Below are 19073 nucleotides of genomic sequence, written 5' to 3'. Positions count from 1 at the left end.
TGTCATTTTTGTTGTTAACAAGTTAATAACAAAAAGGTGAAATATGCCAGCCTGTTAATGCGATGATTTAGGGGTAAAGCGATAAAAACGATTTGGTTCGCTAACGATATAAATATTACCAGAGGCATCCATCGCAATCCCTTCGGCCTGTTTGATGTTATGCGACAAACCTCGACTACCTTTGGTTAGTGATATTTCACCGATAACCTCGCCAACCAGGGTTACTTCCTGGAGTGCGCGAGATTCATGAGACAGCACCAGAAGCGTATTTTTTTGCTGGTTAAATTCTGCGCCGGACACATCATCTAAAGTAAATTGCCGTTGTAGTGCCTCGTCTTTGCTGATGTGTAATTCATTGCTACTTAACAGCCCGTTAACTTTGTAGACCTCAATCGGATTTTTCTCTTTAAAAAACCAGAAAGTGTGATCCTGGCGAGAATAAGCCAACCCTTCAAAACCGCAATTGGTTGGGGAGTCTTGCAGCGGGATTTTTATTTTTTTGAGGATTTTTACTTCCGAGTTTGGGGTCAGTGAAATCACATAAATGGCGTAATCGCGCTCATCGCTAATGACAAACTGATTATCGCCAATGTATTCGATCGTCTCGAGATCCTTAACAAAATCCAGAGGAATTGTGCGGATAAAATCACCATTGGTGGTCATTTCAACAATGGCGGCAGGTTTGTTGATAGTGCTAAAAAGAGTATTGCTTTGTGCCGACCAGGTCAGCGAAGAGATATTATTCGTTATGCCTGCAATTTCTTTGCCGTCAATGGTGGCGTGGTAATTCTGAAATGATGCTGCATGATTGCTTTTACGGGCGCAAGATTGCACGAAGAAAGTACACACTGCCACAATGGCAAAAAGAATCACAATAACGGAGATGCGTTTACTTAACGAAATACTTTTTGTCACGGTAATCCCTTTAAGGCAAATCAATAAGATATCGAGAAGTATACGTAGCGACCTTAATGAATCCTTAACGCGGAGAAACCCCGTAATGTGCAATGCAGCGCCAGACACCATCCTGCTGGCAATAAATTGACTCAGTCAGCCCAGGGATCACCCATTGTATTTCCTCGCCGGGGGGACAGGTCAGCCAAATGCATAACCCGCAGCCGCCGCGTAAATCACGGGGAATATCGCTGACGCGAAAAGTCATGCCCGCTGCCTGCAACGCTTTGCGGGTTTGTATGACGCCGACCGTGGAGTGAAATAAAAATAAAAACTCTTTCATCGGCGTGTCCTCACTCGTTGACCAATTACCGCCGCACCAATTGCGCCAGCAAATTGCGCATCAGGGTGGGTATTTACCGGCATTCCCAGGTGAGATTCCAGCATCCGGGCAAACGTCTGGCAATGACTAACGCCACCAGTAAACAGAATCGGCGCTTCACAGGAGAGACGAGCAATGAAATTGGCACTCCGCCGCGCCATCGCGTTAATCACTCCGGCGAGAATCGCTTCTGGCGCGACGCCCGCTGAGCGCAGGCTGATCACTTCTGATTCGGCAAACACTGTGCACATACTCGTGATGGCGTGCGGCGTGACATTTTCGGTAATGCTGTCGAGTTGCTCGACGCTGGTGCCAAGCGTGCGCGAGATCACCTCCAGGAAACGCCCGGTGCCCGCCGCGCATTTGTCATTCATCAGGAAATCGCACAGGTTACCGTCATCATCAAGCTGAATCACTTTGCTGTCCTGACCACCGATGTCGATTACCGCGCGCGTTGCTGGCGCAAGAAACCGTGCGCCCAGCCCGTGACAGGAGATTTCCGTCACTTGTTTATCGGCAAAATCCACCAGTTGCCGTCCATAGCCGGTGAGCGTCAGAAACGGCGTTGTCTCTAACCCTTCGCGCAGAGTTTCCCAGGCTTCAGTAATTGCTGTTGCCGGACGAAAGGGTGTTGGAACGAGGAAACGGCGCGTAATCACGCCGTCTGCCAGTAAGATCCCTTTGGTGGCGGTAGAACCAGAATCAATGCCAATCGAATATGTCACTGCCACTCCTTACAGCATCTCAATAAAGGCCGCGACACGGGTACTGAGCTGCCCGACATCCGAGGTGGAGTAGTCTGTTTCAATAGCGATATAAGGAATGTTGTGCTGCTGGCGCACATGACGTTTAATCGCCAGCGATTCCACCGCGTAGGTATGGCACGCCTGCAAAATCACATCAACTACGCCATCGACCTGATATTCTTCCACCATCTGGCTGAGCATTTTCAGGCGCTGATCGTTCGGCGAAACACAGGAGCAGCCAATCGCCAGATATTTATCCGCCAGCGCGTCGTAGACATCGCCCGTTTCTGCCACGCATTGCTCGGTCGCTTTCGCCCCGGTGCAGTTTTCATAACCGACAACCCAGCCGCCATTCTCTTCAATCGCGCGCACCACTTTTTCTGCTGCGCCGCCAATCGGGCAGCCGGTGATTAAAATGCGTGGACGCGGGTCCAGTCGCTGGCCTTCTTCCCACTGCTGACGAACGCGGGCGGTCATTGCATCCAGTTCATTGATCAACGCCTCTTTATCGAACCGGAAGGTTGCGCCGTAGACCACTTTCAGAATGTCGCTGCCGCTAAGCGCCGGAGGATTTAACTGCCCAAGATGATAAAAATTGGCCAGTGCGCGACGTTCGCGGTTTTTCAGCGCAATGGCATCGCGCAGAGCATCTTCGCTAATCTCGTGCCCAAAACGTTCTTCTACCGTTTTTTGCAAGCGCAGCATCTCGGCTTTCCATAACGCACGCGAGGCATCGTCCTTAACGCTGTTCGGCAACTGCATCACATGAACGGGCTTAAACTCCGCCATGTATTCATACATTTTCTTTTTGCCGTCGCAGGTGGTTTCACCGACCACCAGATCCGAAAAGTAGAAGTAGGGGCATTTATCGGTTTTGCCGAAGCCGTAGCTGCTTTTAATCAGCGGGCAGAGGTTGCGCGGCAGATCTTTCTCCGCTTCTTCAATGGTTTCATCAGAGGTAGAACAGAGCGAAACCACAACCGCACCGGCTGCCATCGGGATCTCTTGCGGCATAAAGGTGCAGTAAGTGCCAACCAGCGGAATGCCGCGCTCCTTGAGATCCATGACGGTGAGAAAGCCTTTCTGGCGAGCTTCAGAGAACTGATCGAAAATGGCGGGTAGATCGGTGACAAGTGACATGATTTTCCTTCCCCGTACCACGGGAGATAATGAAAAGAGGCCACATTATTACCATTCTTTTAGTGTGGTTTATTTGATCTCTCTCGCGGTTAGCCACTTAGTTTTTTATGGATTTCTAAAAATTGCTGAGGGGGAACAAGGCCGGGAGCTGCGACAACAAATATAAAATTAGCCCAATACAACCGCCAACCAGCGTACCGTTGACACGGATAAACTGCAGATCTTTGCCGATATTTAACTCGATTTGCCGCGACATATCCCGAGCATCCCAGCTTTTTACTGTATCGCTGATGTGGCGCGTCAGGAATGCGGAAAACTCAGGCGCGACGCGGTGCGCGGCTTGTTCCAGGTGACCATTTAACGATGCCCGCAAGGCATCATCGGCAATTAACGTTTCGCCAAACCATTGACCCGCCCGCGCGATACGTTCTTTCACACGAGAATCTTCACTGTTGATATCCGCTTTCAGCCATTCCCGTAAATCCCCCCACAATTCACTGAGATAGCGGTTAAAAGCTTCATCTTCTTTCAGATAACTTTTTACGGCATCGGCTCGCGCTGCCATTTCCGGATCGTTTTTCAACTTGTCGATCAGGGCAAAAGTGGCGCGATCAAACGCATGACGGATCTGATGCGCACGATCACGGCTGATATCATCAAGCAAAGAATTCACCGCGTCAGAAACCAACTCCGCGCTATGTTCGCCCAACCATTCGGTGGGGAGAATTTTGGCTTTCAGTGGATGCTCACTCTCCAGCCAGCGAACAATTTGCTGGGCAATAAACTTGCGCGATTTATCGCGCTGGAGAAGGGCGATCAACTGTGCGATCAGCGTATCGAGCAGCACCTGATGACGATCGTTTTTGGTCATACTCTCCAGCATCAACGCACTGGTTCCGGAAAGATCGACCTTATCAATCGCCCGATGGACCGCGCGCTTAAGCAGGCGCTGAATACGCGCATCATCGGTCAGTTCAAGAAAACCGCTCATGATCTGCAACAGATGCTGACCAACGCGGCGGGCGTTCTCCGGCTGACTAAACCAGTTGCCAATCAACAACGCCGGTTCGTGACGTCGAATCAATGCCACCAGCGACTGGGTATCGAGAAATTTTTCCTGCACGAACTGACCGAGATTTTCGCCAATCCGGTCTTTATTACGCGGGATAATCGCCGTATGACGAGAAATGATCGGAATCGGCACGCGGCGAAACAGCGCCACCACCGCAAACCAGTCCGCCAGCGCGCCGACCATCGCCGCTTCAGCAATCGCCTTCACGCCGCTCACCCAAAAATTGGGCGGCAAAAACAGCGTAACGACAAAGGTAGCAGCGGCGATAAGCAGTAAAGAGAGCGCCAACATTTTGGCGCGTCTGAGTTCAATGAGTTTATTCATAACGTTAAGAATAGAGCCTGACGGCAGGATCGCGCAAAAATCACCGCTCCTCCGCCAGCTCGGCAGCCTGATGTTGGCGCACGCGATTGAGCAATCCTGCCAGGGTGAAAACGACGATAACGCCCGCCACGACGGCTAACAGATGAAACGGCAAGCGACCGCCGTTAAACCACAGCCAGCGGCCGATTTCGACCGAGACAGACATCACCATCAGGATCACCATATTCAGCGATGCGGAGACGGTCCCTTTCGGTAAGTTATTGGAAAAAAGCGTAAAGCGGAATAAGGTCGGGAAGATCAAACCAATCCCGAAAGCATACAGACTGGTGCCCAGCACCGACCACAGCCAGACGTGCGGTGACAGCAGATTGCCGATAATCAACAGCGCGAGGCCGACCAGTTGAATGGGTACGGCACGCCAGATAAAGCGCGGTTCGGTCGGATCTTTAACGAAACGCGCCACGATGGCATTCGCGACAATCACCGCGCCGAACACCGGAACCTGTGTCCAGGCGAACTGCGAAGTTGTTAAGCCGCCCGCGTCGATCAGGATCACCGGCGAGACAGCCACCCAACTCATCATTGGGATATAGCTTAAAGAGATGGTTGCTGCGCCAAAGAGGAACAGCCGATTGCAAAAGACATTACGAAAATCGCGCAAGACGCTTTTGGCGCTAAATGGAACCGCGCCGCGCTTCACCGTCTCTGGCATCGCCAGCAGTAAGCCAACAAATGAGATAAACCCCATAACCGCAATGATGGCAAAAAGGACTTTCCAGTGCACAAAGTGCATCAGAGCTGCGCCGGAAAGCGGGCCAATAATCGGCGCAATCAGTACGATGGAGGTGATAATCGCCATCAACTTAATCCCTTTTGTCTGTCCGAACGCCTCCTGCACCGTGACATAACCAACGGTAGCAATAAAACAGATACTGGTGCCCTGAATTGCACGCGCGATAAGAAACTGTGTCATAGACGTTGTGAACATTGTCGCAGCGCAGGCAAGGGTAAATATTAGCGCCCCGGTAATCAGCACCGGCCTGCGGCCAATCCTGTCGGAAAGCGGCCCCAGCAGCCACTGCAATGCCATGCCTCCAGCGAGATAGAGACTGACGGCAGCCGGGGCCAGACTGACATCGGCATTAAAATCACGGACCACATTAATGATCCCTGGCTGAATCAGGTCCGTCGACAGGTACGCGGCAAAATCATACAAAATCAACGCCATCGGGAAAAACAGCGTGGCGGTATGGCGGGCAAAAAAACGTGGCATAACAAACAACTCCTTGTCCGGAGAACCCCAACGGGGAAAACGAAATTCAATACCGTCGGTAATGACGAAAGGCAGGCGAGAAGGGCAACGAGACTGCAAATGTACTGAATTTCATGTAATCAACCACACTGCCTGTGAACACACAGACAGAGAAATACCTTCTGACTTCGGGTCAGAATGTATAACGATTACAAATAGTCATCAGCACATTACACCTCTTGAATTGATGGGTTGCATAGAAAATATACACCTTAAGTGTAATTAAAATTTGCGGTTAATCAAAAGAGCGCGCTGGAAAGGGGAATATCTGCCGGGTACAGGAAATGTAAAACGCGAGCCTGTTTCCGGAAAAATGTATCGTTTGCAGAGGAACAAAAATAGCCTGGAAAGCACCTCGGGGAACGAGAAATTGCCGGGTGAGAATGGTTTTGTTAGTCGCTACAGTCGGGCCATCTTATCTACAGGTGACGGATCGCCATGACAAACTTCACGACCAGCACGCCGCATGACGCATTATTTAAATCCTTTCTCATGCACCCTGACACCGCGCGGGATTTTATGGAGATCCACTTACCTAAAGATTTACGTGAACAGTGCGATCTCGACAGTTTAAAACTGGAATCCGCCAGCTTTGTCGATGAAAAATTGCGGGCGCTACACTCCGATATTCTGTGGTCGGTAAAGACCCGTGAAGGTGGTGGTTATATTTACGTAGTGATTGAACATCAGAGCCGTGAGGATATTCATATGGCCTTTCGCCTGATGCGATATTCCATGGCGGTGATGCAGCGCCATATTGAGCATGATAAACGCCGGCCGCTACCGCTGGTCATCCCGATGCTGTTTTATCACGGTAGCCGTAGTCCTTATCCCTGGTCCCTGTGCTGGCTGGACGAATTTGCCGACCCGACTACCGCACGGAAGCTTTATACCGCCGCGTTCCCGCTGGTGGATATCACTGTCGTGCCAGACGACGTGATTGTGCAGCATCGCAGAGTCGCCCTGTTGGAGTTGATCCAAAAGCATATTCGCCAGCGCGATCTGATGGGGCTTATCGACCAACTGGTAGTATTACTGGTTACAGAGTGTGCTAATGACAGCCAGATAACTGCGCTGTTAAATTACATTTTACTGACTGGCGATGAAGCGCGTTTTAAGAAGTTTATCAGCGAACTTACCCGTCGGATGCCACAACACAGGGAGCGAATAATGACGATTGCAGAGCGAATTTATAATGATGGATGGCTGTTGGGGATGGAAAAGGGGAAAGAAGAAGGGGAACAACGCCTCCTTAGATTGTTGTTGCAGAATGGGGCAGATCCTGAATGGATACAAAAGATTACCGGACTTTCGACAGAGCAAATGCAGGCATTAGAGCAGCCCTTGCCTGAAATCAAGCGCGATCCATGGATCGAATACTAATCAGAGACGGATGACAAACGCAAAGCTGCCTGATGCGCTACGCTTATCAGACCTACATTTCCTCTGCAATCTATTGAATTTGCGCGGTTTGTAGGCCGGATAAGGCGTTCACGCCGCATCCGGTATGAACGAAGCACACTTTGCCTAAGCCATGCTGGAACGTGGCGATGACCCTGCAAAGATACAACGAGTTACAGGCGATTCGTGAGAGGAAATCAGGTGCTTCGCCACTAATTCGAATTTATTCCATTGCCCGATACACGGCCTCGCCAATTTGCTTTAGTGCTTCGCGATAGGTTTCGCTGAGCGGCAAAGCGCAGTTGATGCGTAGACAATTACGGTATTTGCCGGAAGCCGAGAAAATCGAGCCTGCTGCCACCTGGATATTCATGCGGCACAGCTGCCGCGCAACGCAGACCATATCGACCTGTTCAGGCAATTCTATCCACAGTAAAAATCCGCCTTTCGGGCGCGTAATACAGATTTCGCAGGGAAAATATTCCCGTATCCAGCAGGTATAAAGCGCCAAATTGCGCTGATAGTTCTGCCGCATCCGCCTGATATGGCGATGATAGTGACCTTCCAGCACAAACGTTGCCGCCGCCATTTGCGTGGACGGTACATTAAAGCTGCTGGTGGCATATTTCATATGCAGCAGTTTATCGTGATATCGCCCCGGTGCGACCCAGCCCACGCGCAGGCCAGGTGCAATGCTTTTACTGAACGAGCTGCACAACAGCACTCGCCCGTCGATATCCCAGGAATGAATGGTCCGCGGGCGCGGATACTCCGTTGCCAGTTCGCCGTAGACATCATCTTCAAAAATCACAATATCATGACGCTGAGCGAGAGAGAGAACGGCCCGTTTGCGCGCGTCCGGCATAATAAATCCCAGCGGATTATTACAGTTTGGCACCAGAATGATGCCTTTAATCGGCCACTGTTCCAGCGCCAGTTCCAGCGCTTCAACGCTGATGCCTGTTTCTGGATCGGTTGGGATTTCAATCACTTTCACGCCCATGCCGCGCAGCATCTGCATCGAACCGTAATAACAGGGGGATTCGACCGCGACAATATCGCCCGGTTTACACACCGCCATTAACGCCAGCGACATCGAGTTATGGCAGCCGCTGGTGATGATGATGTCATCGGCGGTGACCACCGAGCCGCTGTCGAGCATCAGGCGGGCAATCTGCTCTCGCAATACCCGCTGACCGGCTAACAAGTCATAACCGAGCACGGTTTGCAGATTATGCTGCACCACCCGGCTTAGCTCCCGCCAGAGCGGTTTCAGGCTGGGCGTTTCGACATCCGGCGTGCTTTTGCTTAACGGAACAATGGAACTGTCGCTATGCGCCACCAGCATATCCAGCACCTGATCCCACTGGGTAATTTCCACCGGGCGCTGCACCGGACGCGTCATCGGCGGTACAGGCGGCTGGGTTTTACGTTGTGCGACAAAATAACCCGAACGCGGCTGCGGAGTGATGAGCTTCATCGTCTCCAGCGTCTGGTACGCCTGCTGCACGGTGCTGATGCTGACGCCGTGCTCCTGACTTAAGCTGCGCACCGACGGCAATTTCTCCCCGTGACGATACAGCCCTTGCTCAATCCGCTCGGCAAGCAGAGTTGCCAGATGTTGATAACGCGTCATGCTGTATTCCTTATTTGGACCATACAGAGAGAGAAACCGGTACAGATGAGGCTAAAAAACCGGATGCAGATGCTGTTTTAACCTGTCTGTATGTTAAATAAAACTAATATTTGCATCTGTATTGTGAACTGCCAGAAGGCGGATGATGAAGCCTCTGAAAGATGAGGAGGCAGCAGATGGAATTTCACGAAAACAAAGCCAAAACGCCGTTTATCAGACTTGTGCAACTCTGGCAGGCGGTGAGGCGTTGGCGGCGGCAAATGCAGACCCGACGAGTGTTACAGCAGATGAGTGATGAGCGGTTGAAAGATATTGGGTTACGCAGGGAGGATGTGGAGTGAGGGGGATGTTCGTCGCGGATAAACAGGATTTCTCTATAACCTCCACAAGGAAGTGGTTATTATTGCGAAATCATCGCTTCACGGAAAGACGTCAGAATGAAAGCTACAGAAGCTCGCCTACTCGATTTTTTAAAACGTTCGCAGCAGTTTGTTATTCCCATTTATCAACGGACTTATTCATGGACAGAACAACAATGTCGGCAACTTTGGGACGACATCATTCGTGCAGGAAAGCGTGACGATATATCAGCGCATTTTATCGGTTCGGTTGTTTATATTGAGCAGGGGTTGTATCAGGTTTCTGGTATTTCTCCGTTACTGGTCATTGATGGTCAACAACGGCTGACGACCGCAATGTTGCTGATTGAGGCTTTATCGCGCCATCTTGGCGAAGACGAAGTTTTTGATGGCTTTTCAGCAATGAAATTGCGTAATTATTATTTGCTCAATCCTTATGAGTCCGGCGAGAAAGGTTTTAAATTACTGCTGACCGAGACTGATAAAGACAGTTTGCTGGCGTTAATAAAACAAAGACCGATGCCAGAAAACTATTCCCATCGAATAATGGAAAACTTTACTTTCTTTGATGAACAAATTGCCAAACTCGGTGATGACTTGATCCCCTTATGTCGTGGGTTAGCAAAGTTATTAATTGTCGATGTGGCGCTTAATCGTGGTCAGGATAATCCGCAACTGATTTTTGAAAGTATGAACTCCACCGGTAAGGCGTTAAGTCAGGCCGATCTGGTGCGCAATTTTATTCTGATGGGCCTCGAACCAGAGCATCAAACCCGGTTGTATGAAGATCACTGGCGTCCAATGGAAGTCGCCTTTGGTCAGCAAGGTTACAGCGAATATTTTGACAGTTTTATGCGTCATTATCTGACGGTAAAAACGGGGGAGATCCCTCGGACAGATGAAGTCTATGAGGCATTTAAACTCCATGCCCGCAGCCAGAGTGTTGCTGAAAAAGGCGTAGATCGGCTGGTTGAAGATATTCATATCTACGCGGAGTATTACTGTGCAATGGCTTTGGGTAAAGAAAGTGACAAATCGCTTGCTACGGCTTTTCAGGATTTGCGCGAGTTAAAAGTCGATGTGGCGTATCCTTTCTTACTGGCGCTTTATCATGACTATAAAAATGGCGTTTTGTCTCACGAAGATTTCCTGAGCATAATTCGTTTAATTGAATCTTATGTTTTCCGCCGTGCAGTATGTGCGATTCCGACGAATTCTCTTAACAAGACGTTTGCTACTTTTTATAAGGTCATTAATAAAGAAAAATATCTGGAAAGTATTCAGGTACATTTTATGAACCTGCCTTCATATCGTCGTTTCCCCAACGATGATGAATTTAAACGGGAATTAAAAATTCGCGATCTCTATAACTTCCGCAGCCGCAGCTACTGGTTACGACGACTGGAAAACGATAAACGCAGAGAGCGCGTGGAAGAGTTTACGATTGAGCACATTATGCCGCAGAACGAAAATCTGTCGGCTAAATGGCGTGAAGAGCTGGGAAGCGACTGGCAGCGTGTGCATAAAGAACTGTTACATACGTTGGGGAATCTCACTTTAACGCGCTATAACTCCCGCTACAGTGACAGACCTTTCGCGGAAAAACGCGATATTGAAGACGGCTTTAAACATAGCCCGCTCTATTTGAATATCGGTCTTGGGCAGTGCGAAAAATGGGATGAAGCCGCCATTCGCGCCCGTGCCGATCGCCTGGCCGATCTCGCGGTTCAGGTCTGGCAAGCGCCTTCTCTTCCTGAAGAGGTTTTAGCTGTTTATCGGGGACAGCCTGAAAACAAAAACAGTTACAGCCTGAGTGATTATCCTTTTCTTGCTGATGGTTCGCATAGCCGGTTGTTATTTGATCATCTTCGCGATGAAGTTATGCGCCTGGACGCAGGGATCACGCAGGAAGTATTGAAGCTCTATATTGCGTTTAAAGCGGAAACGAATTTTGTTGATGTTGTGCCGCAAAAAAGCCGACTGCGATTGTCGCTTAATATGCAGTTTCATGAACTGGTCGATCCGAAAGGTATTGCCAAAGATGTGACAAATGTTGGGCGATGGGGCAATGGCGATGTGGAAATTGGTTTCAGTGACCTCGCACAACTTCCTTACATTATGGGATTAATTCGTCAGGCATTTGAAAAACAGATGGAGAGCGCCTTGGTATAACGCGGCGAAAAATGCCCGGTAGTACTGGCGCTACCGGGTCAATGTATCAGGCGACTTTCTGTTTACCCGCAATTACCCCAATAAACTCCTGCACCTGCCTTTGTTTACGCGCCGACAGCTTGCACACCTGGCGCAGCGACTGCATCAGTTCGCTCTCGGCGGCGGCGGGTGGTTGGGCGGTGAGGACAATACAGCCTTCCATCACTTTGACATTAACGGGCGTGCCGGTAGCAAAACCGGCGGCTTCCAGCCACTGACCTTTCAGGGTGATGGCGGGAATACGGCTGTAATCCGGGTAGCGACTCGCATAACTCACGGTTAATTGACGGTTATTTGCCGGGGAGACTTCTGCTTCGAACGGTTGTGCAATAGAATGCGTGTCAGTCATAACTGCTATTCCCTATAAATAGTGATTGTGATTAGCGGTGCGGGTGTGTTGGCGCACATCCGCACCGCGCTAAATACCTGTATATATCATCAGTAAATATGGGGAAAGTCCAGCTAAAAATTAATGAAAATAAGATGGAAGTTAGGGTGATGCTGCCAACTTACTGATTTAGTGTATGATGGTGTTTTTGAGGTGCTCCAGTGGCTTCTGTTTCTATCAGCTGTCCCTCCTGTTCAGCTACTGACGGGGTGGTGCGTAACGGCAAAAGCACCGCCGGACATCAGCGCTATCTCTGCTCTCACTGCCGTAAAACATGGCAACTGCAGTTCACTTACACCGCTTCTCAACCCGGTACGCACCAGAAAATCATTGATATGGCCATGAATGGCGTTGGATGCCGGGCAACAGCCCGCATTATGGGCGTTGGCCTCAACACGATTTTACGTCACTTAAAAAACTCAGGCCGCAGTCGGTAACCTCGCGCATACAGCCGGGCAGTGACGTCATCGTCTGCGCGGAAATGGACGAACAGTGGGGCTATGTCGGGGCTAAATCGCGCCAGCGCTGGCTGTTTTACGCGTATGACAGGCTCCGGAAGACGGTTGTTGCGCACGTATTCGGTGAACGCACTATGGCGACGCTGGGGCGTCTTATGAGCCTGCTGTCACCCTTTGACGTGGTGATATGGATGACGGATGGCTGGCCGCTGTATGAATCCCGCCTGAAGGGAAAGCTGCACGTAATCAGCAAGCGATATACGCAGCGAATTGAGCGGCATAACCTGAATCTGAGGCAGCACCTGGCACGGCTGGGACGGAAGTCGCTGTCGTTCTCAAAATCGGTGGAGCTGCATGACAAAGTCATCGGGCATTATCTGAACATAAAACACTATCAATAAGTTGGAGTCATTACCCTGGTCATAAATGAGCATGGTTAAACATAAACGGGGCACACTCTACACACTTGATGTGCAGCAAGAAGCTGAACTCATGGCTTTGGTTAATAAATCCGACGAAGACATTGATTACAGCGACATTCCTGCTTCTGGTAGCGAAGCATGGTCTGACGCCAAACGCGGCAATTTTTTGCCAGATCCAGGTATTCACGCGCAATAAAACTTAGCGGAGGGGAGCACGTCGTTCTGTTTCCCCCCTCACTGCTAAATGGGGCATTGAGCTGCTTTACACTCAACCTTTCACGATTACTTCCTCAACCCCGCAAACGCCGCCCGAATCTCATCCTCCGGCAGCTGAATCCCGATAAACACCATCGTGCTATGCGGTTTTTCATCGCCCCACGGGCGGTCCCAGTCGGCGCTGTAGAGGCGCTGGACGCCCTGGAACAGCAGGCGATTAGGTTCGCCGTCAATCCACAGCATCCCTTTGTAACGCAGCAGTTTATCCGCCGATTCCAGCAGCAGGTTTTCCATCACGCGGGAAACTTCGCTGATATCTACCGGGTAATCCAGTTCCACCACAATCGACGAAATATCGTTTTGTTTGTCCGCGATAAAATGGAAACGCGGTTTGGTGCTGACGACGTTTTCTTCCAGCATAAAACCGTTGGTGTTGAACAGCAGACCCAGGTCGATGTCGCCGTGGGTGACGGTGTAGACCGGTGCACGGGCGTTGATGCGTGCCAGACGTTCACGCAGTTTTTCTGCTTCGCCTGCGACGTCGGTTTTAGTCAGCAGAATACGGTCGGCGTAGCCCACCTGGGACTGGGCGATGGTGAACTGGTTCATCTGCTCATCGGCATGTACCGCATCCACCAGCGCAATCACGCCGTCCAGCAGGTAGCGCTGGCATAAAATCTCATGGGAGAAAAAGGTTTGAATAATCGGGCCAGGATCGGCCATGCCGGTGCATTCAATGACCAGACGATCGAACTGAATATTGCCCTTGTCGAGATTATCCAGCAGGTCGAGTAGCGCGTCCTCCAGCTCGTTGGAGCGCGAACAGCAGATGCAGCCGTTGGTCAGCGTTTTGATCTGCGTGGCGCGGTCGCCAATCAGTTGATCATCAACGGAGACTTCGCCGAATTCGTTTTCAATCACGGCAATCTTGTAGCCGTGTTGTTCATTAAGAATATGGCGCAGCAGGGTGGTTTTGCCCGCGCCTAAAAAACCGGTGAGTAGGGTAACTGCAATCGGGTTCATGCTCTCTCCATTAACAACAGCGCATACCGCCTTTACCATCGCCGCCGTAGCGCGCGTTCTGGCGTTCGCGGAAGAATTCTTCATAGCTCATGTACGGCTTGTCGGGATGGTTGGTCTTCATATGCTCGACGTAGTTGTCGTAGTCTGGAATGCCAATCAACATCTTCGCCGCCTGGCCGAGATATTTTTTTGCCTGTCCTAAGTTACCAAACATAGTTCACTCTGATAAGAACAAAGCCCCGCCGAAGCGGGGCTAAACACGGTTAGTGGTGCGAAGAAATCTTCACGCCGCCTTCCGGGATTGGAACGTACGGAGTTTCTTTGTCAGTACGTTTGTCGCTGTTACGCACCGCAAGCCAGGTTTTGAAACCGTAGAAGATGATGCTGTACACCACAATCAGGAACAGAATACTCAGGCCTGCGTTGGTGTAGTTGTTCACAACGATGTGGTTCATGTTGGCAATCTGCTGCGCCGTCAGGTCAGTACCGTTAGCAATCTTCTCTTTGTACTGGCTTGCCATGTAGAAGAAGCCTTCCATCTGCGGGTTGGTGCTGAACAGTTTCAGGCCCAGCGCCCAGGTGGTGCAGATAAGCAGCCATACAGCCGGAACAACAGTTACCCAGATGTATTGGGTGCGCTTCATCTTAATCAGCACAACAGTGCCCAGTACCAGCGCTACGGCTGCCAGCATCTGGTTGGAAATACCGAACAGCGGCCACAGGCTCTTAACGCCGCCCAGCGGATCGACCACGCCCTGATACAGCAGGTAGCCCCACAGACCCACACAGCCCGCAGTACCGATGATACCAGCAACCAGAGAGTCGGTTTTTTTCAGGAACGGGATGAAGTTACCCAGCAGGTCCTGCAGCATAAAGCGGCCAGAACGGGTACCCGCATCCAGCGCGGTCAGGATGAACAGGGCTTCGAACAGAATACCGAAGTGATACCAGAAGCCCATGTCAGCCATCGGCAGCACTTTGTGGAACACGTGCGCGATACCTACCGCCAGTGTCGGCGCACCACCTGCACGGTTCAGGACAGAAGGCTCACCAATGTCTTTCGCGGTTTGCAGGATCTGCTCTGGCGAAATCACGAAGCCCCAGGAGCTGACGGTCGCCGCCGCGTGTGCGGTAACGTCTTTCAGCTGCGCCATGATGATCGGCGCATTCTCGCCCCCCATTTCATGCAGGTTAGGCATGGTGATGCCAAGGCCAGCAGGCGGGGTGTTCATCGCGAAGTAAAGACCTGGTTCGATGATGGACGCAGCAACCAGCGCCATAATCGCCACGAAGGACTCCATCAGCATTGCGCCGTAGCCAATGAAACGCGCGTCGGTTTCGTTAGCCAGCAATTTCGGCGTCGTACCGGAAGAGATCAGCGCGTGGAAGCCAGATACCGCACCACAGGCGATAGTGATGAACAGGAACGGGAACAGAGCGCCTTTCCACAGCGGGCCAGTACCGTCAATGTACTGGGTCATCGCAGGCATTTTCAGTTCCGGGTTCAGCACCACGATACCCAGCGCCAGGCCGACGATAACGCCGATTTTCAGGAAGGTTGCCAGATAGTCGCGTGGTGCGAGGATCAGCCACACCGGCAGCAGCGCGGAAACAAACGCATAGCCAATCAGCGCGAAGGTAATGGTGGTGTCTTTAAAGGTCAGTGCCGGACCCCAGTACGGATCGTGAGCAATCACGCCACCGAAGTAGATAGAGGCAACCAGCAGCACGATACCGATTACAGAGACTTCACCCACACGCCCCGGACGGATAAAGCGCATGTAGATACCCATAAACAGCGCAATCGGTACGGTTGAGCAAACGGTGAAGACACCCCACGGACTTTCTGCCAGGGCTTTAACCACAATCAGCGCCAGGACGGCAAGGATGATGATCATGATTAAGAAACAGCCAAACAGCGCGATAGTCCCCGGTACTGGTCCCATCTCTTCTTTGATCATCTCACCGAGAGATGCGCCGTTACGGCGAGAGGAGATAAACAGCACCATAAAGTCCTGTACCGCACCGGCCAGCACTACCCCCGCCAGCAGCCACAGCGTGCCGGGCAGGTAGCCCATCTGCGCGGCGAGAACCGGACCAACCAGCGGACCAGCACCGGCGATAGCGGCGAAGTGGTGACCAAACAACACGTAACGGTTGGTCGGAACGTAGTTCAGACCGTCGTTGTTAATAACCGCAGGCGTCGCGCGCGTGGGGTCGAGTTTCATCACCTTCTGGGCGATGTACAGACTGTAGTAGCGATACGCCACCAGATACACCGATACAGAGGCGACCACGATCCACAGGGCGCTGACGTGCTCCCCCCGACGTAATGCAACTACCGCGAGGCAGAATGCACCGATGATTCCGAGAATCACCCAGGGTATGTGCTTGAATAGTTTTTTCGTATCCATAGTAAAACCTGGCATTTTACTCGTCGTCTTTTGGCTTACAGGTGCGGCAGCTGCGTTCGTTCACCCCTGTCACTTACTGTTGCAAGCTCCCGGGGATTCACTCACTTGCTGCCTTCCTGCAAACCAAAATCCATAGAGTAATTTGTTAATCATAGGCCGAAGCCGTTCTAGGTTTGCGTTGCGTTTGAGGAGGTAAATTGACCGCTATCCTGCAGTGATGTTGCCAGAGATACGCGCGCGTAAAGTAAGGTAAATAACTGAGTGGTTATTTTAGGGATGTAAGCGGTCAGGAATGGCGGTGAGCGGTTGGGCAAGAATTATTCATCGGGTGGATATGTGATTGAGATCACAATAAAAATACCCCTTCGACGAATGCGTGAAGGGGCTGGAGCTTAAATCGCAGCTTCCATTTCCAGCATCACCGGATGGAAACGGCGTTTAAAGTAAATAAGTCCGTGACCTTCTGCACTGAGGATGATGTTTTTAATCTCCACCAGATACACCAGATGTGTGCCAATCGCCTGCACATCGCGGATCTCTCCTTCAAGACTGGCCAGCGAACCTTTCAGCACCGGCTGCGCCAGCGGACCTTTTTGCCAGCATGAGAGGCTAAAACGCTCTTCCATCGCCATGCCTGTCATGCCCGCGAAGTGGCGTGCCATCAGTTCCTGCTCATGGTTGAGGACGTTGACGCACAACTTACCGTTGCCCTGAAAAACCGGGTTCATCGCACTGTTGGCGTTAATGCACACCATCAGCGACGGTGGTGTATCCGTGACCGAGCAGACAGCCGTTGCCGTAATCCCGCATTGTCCGGCGTCGCCCTCGGTGGTGATAATATTTACCGCTGCCGACAGGCTGGCCATCGCGTCACGAAAGCGCAGGCGTTGTTCATCTAATTGCATCTTAACCTCCTGCTGCGTTATTTCAGCAGCTTATCCAGCATGTTGATATCGTCGTTGTTGTGCAAGTGCGGCACAGTCCAGCCGTTCTGGTCGTATTCCGACAGGCAGCGATCAACCATCGCCATCATCTTGTCCATATTGCCGGAGCTTTGTGCCTGGCGCAGACACTGCAGGCGAATCTCATCCTGGCTACCGGAGTAGTTGATTTCATACAGCTCGTGACGACCACCAAATTCGCTGCCAATGGCGTCCCACATCAGTTTGAGGATCTTGATGCGCTGGACGTGATCCATACCGTTCGAACCGCGCACATACTTCGCCAGATACTGGTCGATCTGCGGATTGTTCAGGTCACGGGCACTGGAAGGGAGATAGATCAGGCCACTGGTAACGTTGCGTTCGATAATGTTTTTGATCTTCGCGTAGGCCATTGGTGCCAGTACGCGATAGGTTTGCAGTGCGGCATGATCCGGTAAATAAGCCCCGTTGACCCACGGCGTCGCTTCTGAACACATCGAGTCACTCAATGCCCAGAAGGTGTTGCGCCACGCCACCACTTCACCGAGATCGGCCTGCACACCACGGAACTCCAGGGTGCCGGTACATTCGAGTGATTTTTTCAGCAGTGCCGTAATGAAGTCTAATTTCACTGCCAGGCGCACACAGGCTTGCAGCGGATACATACGGGCAAAACCGCCTTCCATTGTCCAGCGACGGCAGCGATCGAAATCGCGGTAGATCAGCACGTTTTCCCATGGGATCAGCACGTTATCCATCACCAGAATCGCATCGTTCTCATCGAAGCGGCTGGAGAGCGGGTAGTCGTACGGCGAGCCGGTAGCACCCGCGACCATCTCATAAGAGGCGCGGGAGATTAATTTCACGCCATCGGCATCCATTGGCGCAACGAACATCAGTGCGAAGTCCGGGTTTTCGCCCATCACTTGTGCCGAGCCGAAGCCAATCATGTTGTAGTGAGTCAGCGCCGAGTTGGTGGCAACCACTTTCGCACCGCTGACGATAATCCCGGCGTCAGTCTCTTTTTCCAGCTTGATGTAAACGTCTTTCACTTTATCGGTCGGCAAATGACGATCGATCGGTGGGTTAACAATCGCGTGGTTAAAGTAGAGGCCAGTTTCCTGAATACGGGTGTACCAGTTACGGGCGTTCTGCTCGAACTGACCGTAAAAGCCCGGATTCGCGCCCAGTGCGCAACCGAAAGCGGCTTTGTAGTCTGGGGTACGGCCCATCCAGCCATAGCTCAGGCGTGACCACTCAGCGATGGCGTCGCGTTGCTGGCGCAGGTCGTCGGCACTTTTCGCCACGCGGAAGAATTTATGGGTATAGCCGCCGCTACCGGTGTCGGTGTTCCAACACAGAGAGTCCTGCATCTCCGGTTTGTGTAGCGCGTCGTACAGTTGGGCAACAGACGCTGCCGCATTACGAAATGCCGGATGAGTGGTGACGTCTTTCACTCGCTCGCCATAGATATAGATCTCGCGACCATCCTGCAGGCTTTTCAGATACTCTTCCCCGGTGAACGGACGTTGGGTACTGGCGCGGAAATCTTCTGGTTTCATATCGACCTCTACAGTATTAATCGGAATACGATTGTTAATTTTGTGTATTGTTTTTGTTATTCAATTGAAGCTTGCAGGGGCGATTACGGGAAGAGACTTTTGGGACAATGGCTGGTACTTTTCAGGTCGGGTACGGTTTTGTGATCGAGGTCGCTTTTAGCGATTTTTAACGTTACTAAATCCCCTTGCT

General features: G+C 51.4%; 18 protein-coding genes and 1 pseudogene. 6 read left to right on the top strand and 13 right to left on the bottom strand.

Going from position 1 to position 19073, the window contains the following annotated elements; genetic code table 11:
- Positions 1 to 54: 54 nt before the first annotated feature.
- From ACU8XX_RS21095 to mdtM, 6 genes are all read right to left on the bottom strand, one after another.
- Positions 55 to 915 carry an SdiA-regulated domain-containing protein gene (locus tag ACU8XX_RS21095; protein ID WP_001298932.1) on the bottom strand — a complete coding sequence of 287 codons (861 nt, stop codon included), beginning with the start codon at positions 913 to 915 and terminating at the stop codon, positions 55 to 57.
- Positions 916 to 979: 64 nt separating this feature from the next.
- A complete protein-coding gene (locus tag ACU8XX_RS21090; RefSeq protein WP_000657675.1) occupies positions 980 to 1237 on the bottom strand; it encodes a DUF3343 domain-containing protein in 258 nt (85 codons plus the stop codon).
- Entirely contained in the window at positions 1234 to 2001 is a 768-nt protein-coding gene (gene yjiL, locus ACU8XX_RS21085; protein ID WP_000222495.1) for a putative 2-hydroxyacyl-CoA dehydratase activator YjiL, read from the bottom strand. The genes ACU8XX_RS21090 and yjiL overlap by 4 nt, the downstream gene beginning before the upstream one ends.
- 9 nt (positions 2002 to 2010) lie before the next feature.
- Positions 2011 to 3162 (bottom strand): double-cubane-cluster-containing anaerobic reductase, encoded by a 1152-nt coding sequence (locus ACU8XX_RS21080; protein ID WP_001299707.1) that lies wholly within the window; start codon positions 3160 to 3162, stop codon positions 2011 to 2013.
- 115 nt (positions 3163 to 3277) lie between these two features.
- A complete protein-coding gene (locus ACU8XX_RS21075) occupies positions 3278 to 4558 on the bottom strand; it encodes a DUF445 domain-containing protein (protein ID WP_001037377.1) in 1281 nt (426 codons plus the stop codon).
- 40 nt (positions 4559 to 4598) lie between these two features.
- Complete coding sequence (mdtM, locus tag ACU8XX_RS21070) at positions 4599 to 5831, bottom strand: multidrug efflux MFS transporter MdtM (RefSeq protein WP_001564407.1); 1233 nt, start codon at positions 5829 to 5831, stop codon at positions 4599 to 4601.
- Between the two features lie 477 nt (positions 5832 to 6308).
- Here mdtM and ACU8XX_RS21065 point away from each other — a divergent pair, with 477 nt between their 5' ends.
- Positions 6309 to 7253 carry an Rpn family recombination-promoting nuclease/putative transposase gene (locus ACU8XX_RS21065; RefSeq protein WP_000181148.1) on the top strand — a complete coding sequence of 315 codons (945 nt, stop codon included), beginning with the start codon at positions 6309 to 6311 and terminating at the stop codon, positions 7251 to 7253.
- Positions 7254 to 7494: 241 nt separating this feature from the next.
- On the opposite strand, the gene ACU8XX_RS21060 is transcribed toward ACU8XX_RS21065, so the two are convergent.
- A complete protein-coding gene (locus tag ACU8XX_RS21060; RefSeq protein ID WP_240765286.1) occupies positions 7495 to 8907 on the bottom strand; it encodes an aminotransferase-like domain-containing protein in 1413 nt (470 codons plus the stop codon).
- A gap of 176 nt (positions 8908 to 9083) precedes the next feature.
- Here ACU8XX_RS21060 and ACU8XX_RS21055 point away from each other — a divergent pair, with 176 nt between their 5' ends.
- From ACU8XX_RS21055 to ACU8XX_RS21045, 3 genes and pseudogenes are all read left to right on the top strand, one after another.
- Positions 9084 to 9248, top strand: a complete 165-nt coding sequence (locus ACU8XX_RS21055) for a DUF1127 domain-containing protein (protein WP_016241822.1) — start codon at positions 9084 to 9086, stop codon at positions 9246 to 9248.
- A 96-nt stretch (positions 9249 to 9344) separates the two neighbouring features.
- Positions 9345 to 9998 (top strand): annotated as a pseudogene (locus ACU8XX_RS21050) (DUF262 domain-containing protein); the annotation flags it as partial.
- 276 nt (positions 9999 to 10274) lie between these two features.
- Positions 10275 to 11438: a GmrSD restriction endonuclease domain-containing protein gene (locus tag ACU8XX_RS21045; protein ID WP_112924531.1), complete on the top strand. Its 1164-nt coding sequence runs from the start codon at positions 10275 to 10277 to the stop codon at positions 11436 to 11438.
- 46 nt (positions 11439 to 11484) lie between these two features.
- On the opposite strand, the gene symE is transcribed toward ACU8XX_RS21045, so the two are convergent.
- A complete protein-coding gene (gene symE / locus ACU8XX_RS21040) occupies positions 11485 to 11826 on the bottom strand; it encodes an endoribonuclease SymE (protein WP_000132628.1) in 342 nt (113 codons plus the stop codon).
- A 200-nt stretch (positions 11827 to 12026) separates the two neighbouring features.
- Between symE and ACU8XX_RS21035 the strand changes: the two genes are divergently transcribed.
- A protein-coding gene (locus ACU8XX_RS21035; protein ID WP_103215986.1) for an IS1-like element IS1A family transposase occupies positions 12027 to 12724 on the top strand; the annotation gives its coding sequence in 2 pieces (ribosomal slippage) (positions 12027 to 12276 and positions 12276 to 12724; 699 coding nt in all).
- A gap of 25 nt (positions 12725 to 12749) precedes the next feature.
- Positions 12750 to 12941, top strand: a complete 192-nt coding sequence (locus ACU8XX_RS21030; RefSeq protein ID WP_000063145.1) for an antitoxin — start codon at positions 12750 to 12752, stop codon at positions 12939 to 12941.
- Positions 12942 to 13027: 86 nt separating this feature from the next.
- On the opposite strand, the gene yjiA is transcribed toward ACU8XX_RS21030, so the two are convergent.
- The 5 genes from yjiA to hpaB all read right to left on the bottom strand — a co-directional run bounded on the left by yjiA (position 13028) and on the right by hpaB (position 18883).
- Entirely contained in the window at positions 13028 to 13984 is a 957-nt protein-coding gene (yjiA, locus tag ACU8XX_RS21025; RefSeq protein WP_001295525.1) for a GTPase, read from the bottom strand.
- Between the two features lie 10 nt (positions 13985 to 13994).
- Entirely contained in the window at positions 13995 to 14198 is a 204-nt protein-coding gene (locus tag ACU8XX_RS21020; RefSeq protein ID WP_000467859.1) for a YbdD/YjiX family protein, read from the bottom strand.
- 49 nt (positions 14199 to 14247) lie between these two features.
- Positions 14248 to 16398: a pyruvate/proton symporter BtsT gene (gene btsT / locus ACU8XX_RS21015; RefSeq protein WP_001298933.1), complete on the bottom strand. Its 2151-nt coding sequence runs from the start codon at positions 16396 to 16398 to the stop codon at positions 14248 to 14250.
- Between the two features lie 392 nt (positions 16399 to 16790).
- Positions 16791 to 17303, bottom strand: a complete 513-nt coding sequence (locus tag ACU8XX_RS21010) for a 4-hydroxyphenylacetate 3-monooxygenase reductase subunit (protein ID WP_001175455.1) — start codon at positions 17301 to 17303, stop codon at positions 16791 to 16793.
- Positions 17304 to 17320: 17 nt separating this feature from the next.
- Entirely contained in the window at positions 17321 to 18883 is a 1563-nt protein-coding gene (gene hpaB, locus ACU8XX_RS21005; protein WP_000801473.1) for a 4-hydroxyphenylacetate 3-monooxygenase, oxygenase component, read from the bottom strand.
- Positions 18884 to 19073 lie beyond the last annotated feature (190 nt).

It is taken from the genome of Escherichia sp. MAL-1, from assembly GCF_052948035.1.
Note: the sequence above shows the minus strand (reverse complement) of the source record. Positions and strands in the feature narration are given on the sequence as shown.